This window comes from Streptomyces sp. NPDC022552, from assembly GCF_055561875.1.
In genome coordinates this window covers 543,778-557,274 of record NZ_JBVHGJ010000002.1, presented here as the reverse complement: position 1 = coordinate 557,274, position 13,497 = coordinate 543,778, and the positions used below count along the sequence as shown (strand labels likewise).

General features: G+C 70.9%; 14 protein-coding genes. 10 read left to right on the top strand and 4 right to left on the bottom strand.

The window, feature by feature from the left end; genetic code table 11:
* The first annotated feature begins 97 nt into the window (after positions 1 to 97).
* From lipA to ACZ3OF_RS07425, 3 genes are all read left to right on the top strand, one after another.
* Positions 98 to 1,066, top strand: a complete 969-nt coding sequence (lipA, locus tag ACZ3OF_RS07435; protein WP_361433279.1) for a lipoyl synthase — start codon at positions 98 to 100, stop codon at positions 1,064 to 1,066.
* Positions 1,067 to 1,382: 316 nt separating this feature from the next.
* Positions 1,383 to 1,595 carry an SCO2195 family GlnR-regulated protein gene (locus ACZ3OF_RS07430; protein ID WP_361433281.1) on the top strand — a complete coding sequence of 71 codons (213 nt, stop codon included), beginning with the start codon at positions 1,383 to 1,385 and terminating at the stop codon, positions 1,593 to 1,595.
* A gap of 10 nt (positions 1,596 to 1,605) precedes the next feature.
* Positions 1,606 to 2,310 carry a DUF4191 domain-containing protein gene (locus ACZ3OF_RS07425; protein WP_361593351.1) on the top strand — a complete coding sequence of 235 codons (705 nt, stop codon included), beginning with the start codon at positions 1,606 to 1,608 and terminating at the stop codon, positions 2,308 to 2,310.
* A gap of 116 nt (positions 2,311 to 2,426) precedes the next feature.
* On the opposite strand, the gene ACZ3OF_RS07420 is transcribed toward ACZ3OF_RS07425, so the two are convergent.
* The gene (locus tag ACZ3OF_RS07420; RefSeq protein ID WP_361675175.1) at positions 2,427 to 2,894 is read right to left on the bottom strand and encodes an RDD family protein; all 468 of its coding nucleotides are present in this window, start codon (positions 2,892 to 2,894) and stop codon (positions 2,427 to 2,429) included.
* 222 nt (positions 2,895 to 3,116) lie between these two features.
* Between ACZ3OF_RS07420 and glnA the strand changes: the two genes are divergently transcribed.
* Entirely contained in the window at positions 3,117 to 4,526 is a 1,410-nt protein-coding gene (glnA, locus tag ACZ3OF_RS07415) for a type I glutamate--ammonia ligase (RefSeq protein ID WP_361433289.1), read from the top strand.
* Positions 4,527 to 4,629: 103 nt separating this feature from the next.
* Here glnA and ACZ3OF_RS07410 read toward each other — a convergent pair whose 3' ends face one another.
* On the bottom strand, positions 4,630 to 4,893 hold the full coding sequence (locus ACZ3OF_RS07410) for a hypothetical protein (RefSeq protein WP_361433559.1): 264 nt from the start codon (positions 4,891 to 4,893) through the stop codon (positions 4,630 to 4,632).
* Positions 4,894 to 5,052: 159 nt separating this feature from the next.
* Here ACZ3OF_RS07410 and ACZ3OF_RS07405 point away from each other — a divergent pair, with 159 nt between their 5' ends.
* Together ACZ3OF_RS07405 and ACZ3OF_RS07400 are read left to right on the top strand one after the other, a co-directional pair.
* Positions 5,053 to 5,412 carry an arsenate reductase family protein gene (locus tag ACZ3OF_RS07405; RefSeq protein ID WP_361593355.1) on the top strand — a complete coding sequence of 120 codons (360 nt, stop codon included), beginning with the start codon at positions 5,053 to 5,055 and terminating at the stop codon, positions 5,410 to 5,412.
* Between the two features lie 186 nt (positions 5,413 to 5,598).
* Positions 5,599 to 6,255 carry a hypothetical protein gene (locus ACZ3OF_RS07400; RefSeq protein ID WP_361675173.1) on the top strand — a complete coding sequence of 219 codons (657 nt, stop codon included), beginning with the start codon at positions 5,599 to 5,601 and terminating at the stop codon, positions 6,253 to 6,255.
* A 12-nt stretch (positions 6,256 to 6,267) separates the two neighbouring features.
* Here the strand turns inward: ACZ3OF_RS07400 and ACZ3OF_RS07395 are convergent, their stop codons facing one another.
* Positions 6,268 to 7,188 (bottom strand): Gfo/Idh/MocA family protein, encoded by a 921-nt coding sequence (locus ACZ3OF_RS07395; protein WP_361675170.1) that lies wholly within the window; start codon positions 7,186 to 7,188, stop codon positions 6,268 to 6,270.
* A gap of 191 nt (positions 7,189 to 7,379) precedes the next feature.
* Between ACZ3OF_RS07395 and ACZ3OF_RS07390 the strand changes: the two genes are divergently transcribed.
* The 4 genes from ACZ3OF_RS07390 (at position 7,380) to ACZ3OF_RS07375 (ending at position 12,037) form a co-directional block, all read left to right on the top strand.
* A complete protein-coding gene (locus ACZ3OF_RS07390; RefSeq protein ID WP_361675167.1) occupies positions 7,380 to 8,807 on the top strand; it encodes a hypothetical protein in 1,428 nt (475 codons plus the stop codon).
* A complete protein-coding gene (locus tag ACZ3OF_RS07385) occupies positions 8,804 to 9,970 on the top strand; it encodes an ARPP-2 domain-containing protein (RefSeq protein WP_467303342.1) in 1,167 nt (388 codons plus the stop codon). The genes ACZ3OF_RS07390 and ACZ3OF_RS07385 overlap by 4 nt, the downstream gene beginning before the upstream one ends.
* A gap of 137 nt (positions 9,971 to 10,107) precedes the next feature.
* On the top strand, positions 10,108 to 11,139 hold the full coding sequence (gene glnII, locus ACZ3OF_RS07380) for a glutamine synthetase (protein WP_361675161.1): 1,032 nt from the start codon (positions 10,108 to 10,110) through the stop codon (positions 11,137 to 11,139).
* A 358-nt stretch (positions 11,140 to 11,497) separates the two neighbouring features.
* On the top strand, positions 11,498 to 12,037 hold the full coding sequence (locus ACZ3OF_RS07375) for a winged helix-turn-helix domain-containing protein (RefSeq protein WP_361675159.1): 540 nt from the start codon (positions 11,498 to 11,500) through the stop codon (positions 12,035 to 12,037).
* On the opposite strand, the gene ACZ3OF_RS07370 is transcribed toward ACZ3OF_RS07375, so the two are convergent.
* Complete coding sequence (locus ACZ3OF_RS07370; RefSeq protein ID WP_467303339.1) at positions 12,038 to 13,474, bottom strand: PepSY-associated TM helix domain-containing protein; 1,437 nt, start codon at positions 13,472 to 13,474, stop codon at positions 12,038 to 12,040.
* Between the last annotated feature and the right edge of the window lie 23 nt (positions 13,475 to 13,497).

Below are 13,497 nucleotides of genomic sequence, written 5' to 3'. Positions count from 1 at the left end.
GGCTCTGGCCACAGGTTGCCCAGGCGTAAACAAAACCGTACGAACAACGGGCGTACCCTGGTGTGCGCCGAAGAATCGAAGCTACAGGGAGCCGGTCGTGTCCGCAGTCGCACCCGACGGACGCAAGATGCTGCGCCTGGAGGTCCGTAACGCCCAGACCCCCATCGAGCGCAAGCCCGAGTGGATCAAGACCCGGGCGAAGATGGGTCCCGAGTACACGAAGATGCAGGGCCTCGTGAAGAGCGAGGGTCTGCACACGGTCTGCCAGGAGGCGGGCTGTCCCAACATCTTCGAATGCTGGGAGGACCGCGAGGCCACCTTCCTCATCGGCGGTGACCAGTGCACGCGGCGCTGCGACTTCTGCCAGATCGACACGGGCAAGCCCGAGGCGCTGGACCGTGACGAGCCCCGCCGCGTCGGTGAGTCGGTCGTCACGATGGACCTGAACTACGCCACCATCACGGGCGTCGCGCGCGACGACCTGGAGGACGGCGGCGCCTGGCTGTACGCGGAGACCGTGCGCCAGATCCACGAGCAGACGGCGGGCCGCGCCGACGGCCGTACGAAGGTCGAGCTGCTCGCCCCCGACTTCAACGCGGTGCCGGAGCTCCTGGCGGAGGTCTTCGCCTCCCGCCCCGAGGTCTTCGCGCACAACGTCGAGACGGTGCCGCGGATCTTCAAGCGGATCCGCCCCGGCTTCCGGTACGAGCGCTCGCTGGACGTCATCACCCAGGCCCGTGACTACGGTCTCATCACGAAGTCGAACCTGATCCTCGGCATGGGCGAGACCCGCGAGGAGATCAGCGAGGCGCTCCAGCAGCTGCACGCGGCGGGTTGCGAGCTCATCACGATCACGCAGTACCTGCGCCCCTCCGTCCGGCACCACCCCGTGGAGCGCTGGGTGAAGCCGCAGGAGTTCGTCGAGCTGAAGGAGGAGGCCGACGAGATCGGCTTCTCCGGCGTGATGTCGGGCCCGCTGGTCCGCTCCTCGTACCGCGCGGGCCGGCTGTACCAGCAGGCGATCGAGAAGCGCGGCGCGGTCGACAACGCGACCCAGGCCGTGTGAATCACCGCGAGAGCCGGCGCGTGATCGGTCGCCCGATCGGCGTGTGAATTCACGCACAAGCAGTTACCGGCCGGTAGTGTCCGGATTCGACGCGACCCGTACACCCCCGCAGGTCAGGGGGGCGTACGGGTCGCGTCGACGTTTCCGGGTGCGTGCAGATGGCCGCATCAGCGTTTCATCAGTGTTTGACCGCCGGGTCACGCACTGGTAACACCAGTCTGTGAGCCTGGCTTCACTCACCGCCACACCGTCGTGAGCGCCACACTCGCTCCACCCCCCACCTCGTCTCATCCACGCTTGAGGGAGGACCCCCGCCATGCAGGCCGCGACACACGTCCGTGCCACCGCCATCCCGTCCGTCACCGACGCCCTGAGGGCCGTCGAGTCGCTCCTGCTCGCCGGCGGCCAGCGGACGGCCCGCCGGAACGCCTGGACCTCGGTCCTTGAGGACCGCCGCCGGGCCAAGGACCGGGTCGAGGCCCAGCATGTGATGGAGGCCGTGGCTGGCCGCGCTTCCCGGGCCACGTAAACTTCAGGACATGGCGAGGAAGGCAAACACGGGCAGCGGTGACGCTGCGAACCAGGGGCGACTGAAGCAGATCGCCCTCACGTACAAGATGACCCGAAAGGCTGACCCCAAGGTCGGGCTTGTCGTCGCGGGCGTGGGCATCGTCGTACTCGGTGTCCTCCTCGCGATCGGCTTCCTGATCGGGCACCCGGTCTACCTGGGCATCCTGGGCTTCATCCTGGCGCTGCTCGCGATGGCGATCGTCTTCGGACGACGCGCCGAGCGGGCGGCCTTCGGCCAGATGGAGGGCCAGCCGGGCGCGGCGGCGGCGGTGCTGGACAACATCGGGCGCGGCTGGACGACGACCCCCGCGATCGCGATGAACAAGAACCGGGACGTCGTGCACCGCGCGGTCGGCCGGGCGGGCATCGTGCTGGTCGGCGAGGGCAATCCGAACAGTCTGAAGTCGCTGCTGGCGGCGGAGAAGAAGAGGATGGCCCGGATCGTCGTCGACGTGCCGGTGACCGACATCGTCGTCGGCAACGGCGAGGGCCAGGTGCCGCTGAAGAAGGTCCGCACGACCATGCTGAAGCTGCCGCGGGTCCTCTCCGGCCCCCAGGTGACGGCGGCCAACGACCGGCTGCGGGCCATGGGCGACCTGATGAGCAACATGCCGCTGCCGAAGGGCCCCATGCCGAAGGGCATGCGGATGCCGCGCGGCGGAAAGATGCGCTGACATCCGACCGAGGATTTCCTCCACGACGAAGGGGCGCCCCGGAACCGATCGGTTCCGGGGCGCCCCTTCGTCGTGCGTGGTGCCCGTCGTACGTGGTGCCCGTGGTGCTCCGGGGGTCAGATCCGGACCTGTACGGCGCCGGAGAGGCGGTCGTGGAGGCCGCGGCCGTCGCGGTCCCAGACGAGGGCCGGGATGGCGAGGCAGACGAGGAGACTGCGGACCACGACCCGGAGGAAGCCGAGCCGGCCGCCGTTCACCGAGGCGACGCGGAGGCCGAAGAGCCGCTTGCCGGGGGTGGAGCCGATGGTGCCGACCGTCAGCACGCTCAGGACGAGCAGGATGAGCAGCGCCCAGTTCCCGGTCGCCTGGCTGTAGCCGTCGGTGACGAGGCCGTATGCGATCACCATGCACAGCGCCCAGTCCACGGCGAGGGCGCCGATCCGGCGGCCGGGGCGGGCGATCGAACCGGGTCCCTCCTCGGGGAGCCCGAGCTGCTGACCGCGGTAACCGAAGTCGACACCTGCGTCCTCGGCCGCCGCGCGGGGGCCGGACAGCCATGATCCGAGTGCTTGCCTGTTGTCCACGCGACAACGGTACTGCGCCCGTTTTTGATCACTTCGGCCCGGGTCGCCGAGGAGCGTCGGGAAGCGGAGCGGCACCCGGCCCGGTTAACTTGGGTGAAACAAATGGGTCATGCCTGAGAAATCCCGTCTGCCTATGGTCGGGTCCAGCGTGTGCCACCGCACTGGCCGCACGACCCGAGCTGCAACCCCGCCCCTCCCCGGGCCGGGAGTAGGAGGAGTTGGATGTTCCAGAACGCCGACGAGGCCAAGAAGTTCATCAAGGACAATGACGTCAAGATGGTCGACGTCCGTTTCTGTGACCTTCCGGGAGTGATGCAGCACTTCACGATCCCGGCGACGGCGTTCGACCCGGCCGACGAGCTCGCCTTCGACGGCTCGTCGATCCGCGGCTTCCAGGCCATCCACGAGTCCGACATGGCGCTGCGCGCCGACCTGTCGACGGCCCGCCTGGACCCGTTCCGCCGCGACAAGACGCTGAACATCAACTTCTTCATCCACGACCCGATCACGGGCGAGCAGTACAGCCGTGACCCGCGCAACATCGCGAAGAAGGCCGAGGCGTACCTCGCCTCCACCGGCATCGCCGACACCGCGTACTTCGGCCCCGAGGCCGAGTTCTACGTCTTCGACTCGGTGCGCTTCAACACCACCGCCAACGAGGGCTTCTACCACATCGACTCCGAGGCCGGCGCCTGGAACACGGGCGCGATCGAGGACAACCGTGGTTACAAGGTCCGCTACAAGGGCGGCTACTTCCCGGCCCCGCCGGTCGACCACTTCGCCGACCTGCGCGCGGAGATCTCCCTGGAGCTGGAGAACGTCGGCCTCCAGGTCGAGCGCCAGCACCACGAGGTCGGCACCGCCGGCCAGGCCGAGATCAACTACAAGTTCAACACGCTGCTGGCCGCGGCCGACGACCTGATGCTCTTCAAGTACATCGTGAAGAACGTCGCCTGGCGCAACGGCAAGACCGCGACCTTCATGCCGAAGCCGATCTTCGGCGACAACGGCTCGGGCATGCACGTCCACCAGTCGCTCTGGTCGAACGGCGACCCGCTCTTCTACGACGAGCAGGGCTACGCGGGCCTGTCGGACACCGCCCGCTACTACATCGGCGGCATCCTGAAGCACGCCCCGTCGCTGCTGGCCTTCACCAACCCGACGGTGAACTCGTACCACCGCCTGGTCCCCGGCTTCGAGGCCCCGGTCAACATGGTCTACTCGCAGCGCAACCGCTCCGCGGCCATGCGTATCCCGATCACGGGCTCGAACCCGAAGGCCAAGCGCGTCGAGTTCCGCGCGCCCGACCCGTCCTCGAACCCGTACCTCGCCTTCTCGGCGCTGCTGCTCGCGGGCCTCGACGGCATCAAGAACAAGATCGAGCCGGCCGAGCCGATCGACAAGGACCTGTACGAGCTGGCTCCCGAGGAGCACGCGAACGTCCAGCAGGTCCCGACCTCCCTCCCGGCGGTCCTGGACGCCCTGGAGGCGGACAACGAGTACCTGCAGGCGGGCGGTGTCTTCACCTCCGACCTGATCGAGACCTGGATCGACTACAAGCGCACGCACGAGATCGCCCCGATCCAGCTGCGTCCGCACCCGCACGAGTTCGAGCTGTACTTCGACCTCTAGATCGCGGACCGGTCGGCCGATCGAACGGCCGGCCGGCCGACTGGACGACGGCGAGGGCCGCCACCCCGGAATCGGGGGTGGCGGCCCTCGCCTTCTGTCCGGGTCAGCGGCCGTAGCGGATCAGGGCGCGGACCATGTGGCAGGTGGTGTCCGAGGGCGGGTGGATGCCGAGGAGCTCGGCCGTGGTGCGTATCTTCGCGTTGCCGGCCTTCGCGGGGTCGTGCACACCCGCGTCGAGGAGGACGATCGCGAGGCGCATGGCCTTCAGGCGGCGGTTGTGCGTGATGTACCACTCGCGGGGGCGGCCCGCGGGGAGCGGCTGCTTCTGGAGGGGCTTCCAGGGTTCGAGGGACGGCTTCCGGATCATGGCTACGGCCACGGGCGACCTCCTGGCGAACGGTGGTGCGGGCCCTCCCCGGGACCCTCACCTTCACCCACGATTTTACTGCCCCCCACTGACAATCGCCCCTGGCCAGAGCGGGTTTGGGGGGTGGTGGGCAGAGGCCGGGGGGGTACCGTGGGGCGAATGGAGATCTGGATCAATCCCGCCTGTTCCAAGTGCCGCAGCGCGATCAGTCTGCTCGACGCGGAGGGCGCCGAGTACACCGTGCGCCGCTACCTGGAGGACGTGCCGAGCCCGGACGAGATCCGGGCCGTCCTGGAGCGACTCGGCCTCGAGCCGTGGGACATCACGCGGACCGGGGAGGCCGTCGCCAAGGAGCTGGAGCTGAAGGACTGGCCCCGGGACGAGGCGAACCGGGACCGGTGGGTGGAGGCGCTCGCCGCGCACCCCAAGCTGATCCAGCGGCCGATCATCACCGCGGAGGACGGCACGGCGGTCGTGGGGCGGACCGAGGAGGCCGTCCGGGACGCCATGTCCCGCTGACGTCCTGCCCCCCCTCACGCCGGCCTCCTCACTCCGGCCTCTGACGGCGACCCGTCACGGCGGCCCGTCACGCGTACGGGAGATGTCCCGGACCAGGCGGCCGTATCCGGCTGAGCGTTGAGCAGAAACGGCGCGCTTCCCGTATCTGACGCCACAGGAACCGACAGGAAACGAACGGAGCCTCACGTGTCACGCAGGAAAACGCTCAGCCGGAAGAAGAAGATCGCGCTGGTCGCCGGTGCCCTCGTGTTCGCCGGGGGGACGGCGGTGGTGCTGACCGGTACGAGTCAGGCGTCCGTGGCCTGCGACGGACTGACCACGGCGCTCGCGAACAACGAGCGGTTCATCGCGGACCAGCGCGCCAACCCGGACGCCCAGTCGCAGGCGCGGATCGCCAACCGGGAAGCGGTGATCGCCCAGATCCGGCTCCAGCAGGCGGCGTCGGGGTGCGGGGGTGATACCGGGGCGGCCGCCCCCGCCGCCCCGGCCACACAACCGGCACCACCCCAGGCGCAGCCGGCCCCGCCTGCCCAGCCCGCCGAACCCGCCGAGCCGGCCCCGCCCGCGGGCGGCGGCGACGGCGGCGGAGGCTCCGGGGATGTCGTCTGCGCCGGTTCGACCGTCACGCTCTCCGGCGAGGCCGGTGCCCCGGCCGCGTCCAGCAACCAGTTCCCGCTCGGCACGCGCCTCAAGGTGACCAACCTCGACAACGCCAAGTCGACCACCGTCGAGGTCACCTCCACCTCCGGCAGCTGCGTCCTGCTCAACGACGCGGCCTTCGAGCAGGTCCGCGAGCCCGGCAAGTTCCTGATCCGGAAGGCCCGGATCGAGCGCGTGGGCTGAGGCCGCCCCGTCTCAGGCGGCGGGCCCTTCCTCCGGGCCCGCCGCCTGCTCCGCGAGGGTCAGGATCTCCGTGATCCGTGCGCCGAAGCGGGCGTCGCACGCGTGCGGCACGCCCGTGCGGGCCGATTCCAGGAGCGCGTCGACCGCCCGGCCGAAGGCGTCCACCGCGCCGTCCCACGCCGGCATGACCGCCCGGCCCCGCTCGCCGTGCAACGAGAGCGCGGCCTCCGCCGCCTCCGGCGGGGCGGAGAGCGTCAGCGTCGCCGTGCTGCTCGCGCCCGAGGTGTGACGCAGGACGAGGTGGTGCGTGTCCGCGGGGCCCCGTACCGCCGTCACATCGGTGACGTCGCCGAGCACCGGGAGGTACACGGAGAGCACATGCGGGCCGACGTCCCACAGACCGCCCTTCTCGCGCCGCCACGGCGAGGCCGCGTACGCGCTCCGGGATCCGGGGCCGTACAGCGAGCCCAGCCAGTGCGCCTCGCCGAGGAACCAGCCGCTCACGGCGGCCTGTTCGTCGATCCAGCGGGCCGTGGGCTCCGCGAAGCGGAGCGTGCAGAAGACGACGGACAGGACACCGGACTTCTCGGCCGCCTCGGCGACCTCCCGCGCCGCCGCGGATGTCGTGGCCACGGGCTTGTCCAGGAGCAGATGGCAGCCGGCGGCCGCGGCCCGGACCGCGAGCGGGGCCTGGACGTCCGGCGGCAGGGCGAACGCGACGGCGTCGCTCACCTCGAGGAGGGCGTCGATGTCGTCGTACGCGGTCGTGCCGAAGGAGGCGGCCAGTTCGGCGGCCGCCTCGGGCCGCCGGCCCCACACCCCGGCGAACTCGACGCCGTCGTGCGCGGCGAGCGCGGGCGCGTGGGTCCGCGCGGCCCAGGGTCCGGTGCCGAGGAGTCCGATACGGGGCTTCGCGCCCATGTGCGTCGTCATGCCCCCAGTCTGCCGGTCACCACCGACACGGTCCCCCAAATCGACTGGCGGACCTCCCCTCCCCCGGTGTTACGTTGCGTCCGCCGGCCGCGGGACTCCGGTGCGACTTCCGGGACCTGCCTCTGAAGCAACGTTTTCGCTGTTCGCGCCCCCATTCCCCGGCCGGCACCCGTGCCACTGCGAGGGAATCCATGACGACGCCGACGGAGACGATCTCCGACCTCATCGCCGCCGAGGACGTCCTGCTCTTCGTCAACGCGGCTGTCACCGCCACCGGTCAGCGGGAGTTCCGCTCGTCCACCGGGGAGCAGCGGCTCTCCCTCGCGTTCCTGCACGAGTACGTCCGGGTCAACTACCGGCCCGTGTACGCCGCCGCGCTCGCGCTCGACATCAACGACCACAACGCGGCGATCATCGTCGAGCAGCTGCTGCGGACCGCCGACGAGGCCGGTGGGACGGACGAGAAGCGGGGCGAGGGACGGCTGATCGCCGCGCGGCTCGCACGCATGCCCCCGCAGCGGGTCTACCGGCTCTTCCGCGCCCTGCGCGCGGCCAAGGTCAACAACCGCCGCACGCGCGCGATCGTCCGTGACTGGCTCGCCGGCCGCGGCGACCTCGGGCACGACGCCGTCAAGTACCGCGCCGGCCTGAAGACCGCCGCCCGGCACAGTCATCTCCCCTTCCCCGGCGCAGCCGCCGAATCGGGCGACTTCCTCTTCTCTCCCGGCCGCCGGGTCCGCTACGACCACGCCTTCCTGGACGCCCACCGCCGCGCCCACTACGAGCAGGGCGCGCTGTACGAGCTGCCGTTCACCGTCGCCGAGGGGTTCGCCGCGCGGCACGGCGTGCCCCGGGCGGTGTTCCTGGAGCGGATCGCTCCCCGGATGACCCGTCTGGAGCGGCTGCGGACGGAGCGGGCGAGCGATCTGACCGTGATGCCGCTGACGCGCCTCGCGCTCTACGTCCTCTCCCTCTCCTTCGGGAAGAGGGTGGAGCGTCGCGTCGAGCTGACGGCAGCCCTGCGGGCGGCCGCGGGCCGGGTCGCGGGGCCGTACGCCGGGACCTGGGGCCGGGTCGCGGCGGTCCTCGACGACAGCTACTCCGCGGCCGGTTCGGCCGTGAAGCGGCGCCGACCGCTGGCGGTCGCCCTCGGCTGCCACTTCCTCCTCGACGCGCTCGCCGCACCGGGGGCGTACTCGGCGCACTGGACCTCGGGCGCCACCGATCCGCTGCTCGTACGGCCCTGGGGACCCACCCCGCTCGGGGCCCGGATCCTGGACGCCCTGGAGGGCCCGGCCCCCGACCGGCTGGTGATCGTCTCGGACGGCTGGGACAACGCGCCGCCCGGCCTCGCGGGCGAGGTGCTGCGCGTCTGGCGGACCCGGCTCGACCCCGGGCGGCGGACGAGCGCCGTCCATGTGAACCCCGTATACGACGCGGACGGTTTCGACGTGCGCCGGCTCGCGCCGAGCGTGCCGACCGCCGGGATCAGGGACGCGGAGGATCTGGCGGCGCTGGTGGAGATCGCGCAGTTCGCCGAGGGGCGGACGGGGCTCGCGGACCTTCTGGCCTATCTGGACCGCAGGGTGGAGCTGTTTCTGAGGGGGGCGCCGCGATGACCCGGATCGATCTGACCGGTCTGGAGGCCCGGCCGGCCCAGGTGTGGGGCGGTGTCCGGCTCGTGCCGCTGGTCAGGGCCGAGCCGGTGGAGGGGCTGCGGCTGCACCGTGAGGTGTACGGGGGCGGGGGCTCGGTCGACCTCGGCGACCGTACGACCTACACCTCGTACATCCCGCACGGCTTCGTCGCGGACTGGTCGGGCGACGAGCGGGAGTCGGCGGCGTACGGCACCCGGCTCGGGGACACGGTCGGCGGTGTGGAGCCGGACGCCGTTCCTGTGCGCCGTCACCACCGGCTCGCCAAGCGCCGGCACACGAACGGGCGGGCCGAGAAGCGGCTCCGCTTCCTGCCCCTCCACCTCGCCCTGGAGGGGTATCTGGCGCTCCACTTCGGTGGCCCGTCCGTCGTCTGGGACGAGTGGTCCCAGCAGGCGGTACGCCGGGGTCTGTCGCCGCGCGCCGAGGCGGCGTACGCGGGGTGGAGCGTCCCGGGGATGGCGGAGGCGCTGCGGATCTTCGAGATCCACCCCGGGCAGTGCGGCCTCATGCTGTACGTCTCCGACTCCCTGGCCGCCGCCTTCGTCGTCCCTCACCCGGAGGACTACCGCGCCCTCCACCCCACCCTGATCGAGGACCTGTACGGGGAGCTGATCCACCAGTACGCGTACTACGGCGCCCCGGTGCCGGATTTCGCGGCGCGCATCCGGGACGAGTCGGGCTCCGTCCGTACGCTGGCGGATCTGCGGGCGGCGGCCCGGGCGCAGGAGCGGTCCTGGGCGGAGGCGCACGACGGGCTGATGGCGCGGGATCTGCTGGGGACGTCGTACGCCTTCGAGCGGGTGTACCGGATGGATTCCTATGATCTGTACCGGTTTCTCCCGCCGTTCCGGCGGGCGGGTGAGGAACAGCACATCGGCGAGCTGATCGCCGACCGCAAGGGCCGGACGCTCTACCTGAAGACCTTCCGGCTCTCCGAGGGCCAGATCAGACGGGGTCACCTCCTCCAGCGTCTCGCGGACGCCGACTGGCACCTGGGCCGCACGGCCGAGGCGTTGGGCACGACGTACGCCGAACTCGTACGGCGGGTCGGGGCCGCCGGCCTCGGCTCGCTGCTCGACGCCCACGTCGTCGCACAGCGGATCCGCGAAGATCGGGAAAGCTGAGTAACACGGGGTTCACAAACGGGCAACGGGCGGGAAATCCCGTGTTGCGAAGCTGCGCGCAGACACATCACGCAGCTCTCGCAGCGTCGCGAGCCGCAGCAAGAACCCCGCAGCAGCACGCCAAAGGATGAGGCCCCGTGACCTTCAAGGCTGAGTACATCTGGATCGACGGCACCGCGCCGACCGCCAAGCTTCGCTCCAAGACGAAGATCCTGCCGGGCACGGGCGCCACCCTGGAGGAGCTGCCGATCTGGGGCTTCGACGGATCCAGCACGAACCAGGCCAAGGGCCACGCCTCGGACCGTGTCCTCAAGCCGGTCTTCGTCTGCCCGGACCCGATCCGCGGCGGTGCCGACATCCTCGTGATGTGCGAGGTCCTCAACACGGACATGACGCCGCACGAGTCCAACACGCGTGCCGCGCTGGCCGAGGTCTACGCCAAGTACGCCGCTCAGGAGCCGATCTTCGGCATCGAGCAGGAGTACACCTTCTTCGACGGCGAGCGTCCGCTCGGCTTCCCCGTCGGCGGCTTCCCGGCCCCGCAGGGTGGCTACTACTGCGGTGTCGGCGCCGACGAGATCTTCGGCCGTGACATCGTCGAGGCGCACCTGGAGAACTGCCTGAAGGCGGGTCTGGGCATCTCCGGCATCAACGCCGAGGTCATGCCGGGCCAGTGGGAGTTCCAGGTCGGCCCGCTGGCGCCGCTGGAGGTCGCGGACCAGCTGTGGGTGGCGCGCTGGCTGCTCTACCGCACGGCCGAGGACTTCAAGGTCTCGGCGACGCTGGACCCGAAGCCGGTGAAGGGCGACTGGAACGGCGCGGGCGCGCACACCAACTTCTCGACGAAGGCGATGCGCGAGGGCTACGACGCGATCATCACCGCGTGCGAGTCCCTGGGCGAGGGCTCGAAGCCGCTCGACCACGTCAAGAACTACGGCGCCGGCATCGACGACCGCCTGACGGGTCTGCACGAGACCGCCCCGTGGGACAAGTACTCCTACGGCGTCTCGGACCGCGGCGCCTCGGTCCGTATCCCGTGGCAGGTCGAGCAGGACCAGAAGGGCTACATCGAGGACCGTCGCCCGAACGCGAACGTGGACCCGTACACGGTGACCCGCCTCCTGGTGGACACCTGCTGCGAGGCCCTGGAGAAGGCCGGCCAGGTCTGATCCGCCCGTTCTCCCTGAAGGGGCGCCCGCCGACAACCGGCGGGCGCCCCTTCGGCGTTGCTCCCCAGGGCGCGGGAGCGTGGACCGAGGGCGACGTGGACAGGGGGTCGTCCCCCGTATTCCCGAGTAGTACACTAGGGATATGGCTCTCACTCGGAACGGATTCGCGACAGGTCGACTCGACCTCGAGCCGTTCTGGCCTTCCCGGCAGCACCATGACTTCGACCGGTGCTGTCGGCGCGTGAAGAACGCATCGGCCCTCTAACGCCCCGACCGGTACGAGACCGGTCCCGCGGCCTTCGGCCGGTGCGCGAACGACGTCGTACGTCTCCGACTCGCGCGAAAGAGCTGAGCTTCCATGGCCCACACCCAGACCGGTACCGCGTCCCTGACCGCCGTCCGTCCACCTCGGCCCCGCCTTCGGGCCGTCGATCCCGACGAGGTCGTCGACCTCGCGCGGGTCGCGGACTTCCTGCCGCCCGGCGCCACGTTGCTGCCCGCACCGCCCCACGCGCTGCCCACGCTGCCCGGGCGGCCGCCGATGGTCGGGTACCTCGTGCTGGTCCCCGTCGACCAGCAGCAGCCCGCGCCCGGTCCCGGCCCCGTGGCCGACGTGCAGGGGCCCGTGGTGATCGACGGCGAACGGCGGATCGCCGTCGTGGACGGGCAGCCGCTGGATCTCACGTACCTCGAGTTCGAGCTGCTCGCCCACCTCGTCGCCCACCCCCACCGGGTCCACACCCGCGACCAGCTGGTCACGACGGTGTGGGGGTACGGGCACGTGGGCGACGGGCGGACCGTCGACGTGCATGTGGCGCGGCTGCGCCGCAAGCTGGGCGCCGAGCACCGCCACACGATCCAGACCGTGCGGCGGGTCGGCTACAAGTACACGCCCTGATCAGGCCGTCCGGGACCCCTGGGACCTCGTCCGCACCCTGGCCACCAGGGAGAGGGCGAGGTCCACGAGCAGGAACGCCACCAGGCTGAGTCCGAGCATCGGGACGAACCAGCCCACGACCGCCGTCGCCGCGAGCAGCGGCAGCAGCATGGTCGGCGGAATCCTCCGCCAGGTACCTCGCGCGACCGGACGCCCGGGACGGCGCAGCCACCACATCCGGTAGCCCCAGACGATCAGCAGGACGAGCGCGAGGGCGAGGGCGGCGAGCGCCAGCTGGTTGAACAGGCCGAAGGTCACGCCCATGTGCATGTCGATCCCGAAGCGGGTCAGCTGGGCGAGCACCGGGTAGTCGGCGAAGCGGAGCTCGTCCATGACCGTGCCGTCGGCCGGGTTCACCGCCACCGAGTCCAGATGGACCGGGAACTGCGCGTCGGTCTCCTTGACGACGTAGCCCGTGCCCTCGGAGGGCAGGACGACCGACACCTTGCCCTCGATCCCCTTCGCGCGGGCCGCCTCGACCACCGCGTCGATGCCGACGTCCGGGCCCTTCGCGGCCGGGGCCTCGTGGCCGGCGCCGTGGCCCGCGTGCTCCGACGAGCCGCCGGCGGCGGCACCTTCGAGGGTGGCGGAGACGGTCGGGGTGGCGCCGCCGAGCTGGTCCTGGACCGCGCCGATGTTCTCACCGGCGTACCGCGACCAGGTCAGACCGGTGGCGGAGAGCATGACCAGACCGACGACCGCCCACAGGCCGACCGTGCCGTGCCAGGACAAGGTGCGGCGGCGGGACTTCGGGCCGCGCTCGGGGACGAAGAGGGCCCGGCGGTTCTTCCTGCGGCGGCCGATCCAGAGGAACAGGCCGCCGAGGGCTATCACCCACAGCCAGCTGGCCGCCAGCTCGCTGTAGTTGCGGCCGAGGTCGCCCAGGTGCAGATCGCGGTGGAGTCCGTCGATCCAGGTGCGCAGCGGAAGCGCGCCGGAGCTGCCGTAGCTGGGGAGCTGCCCCCGTACCTCGGCGGTGTACGGGTCGACGAAGACGGCGAGGGAGGTGCCCTCCTCGACGTCCGGGTCGGCCATGAGGACGCGGGTGGTGGCGCCGTCCTCCGGGGACGGCCAGACGGCGGTGACGGTGCCGTTGGGGTTCACCTTGGTGGCGGCGTGGACCTGCTGGGAGAGCGGCAGGACCTTGTCCCCGACGGGGACTTCCAGCTCGTGCGCGTAGACGACCTTCTCGGCCTGGAAGGAGAGCGCGTAGAGCAGACCGCTCACGGCGGCGATCAGCAGGAAGGGGGCGATGAGGACGCCGGCGTAGAAGTGCAGGCGGAGGACGAGGGGGCGCAGGGCGCTCCAGGTCCCCTTCGCGTCGCCGCCCCCGGTGGTTCTGTCGGGAGTGGTGGGCGCTTCCGCCGTGTCCGGGCGCGCGGGATCGTCGATGGTCATGACTGTCCTAGGAGTCGGTGTCG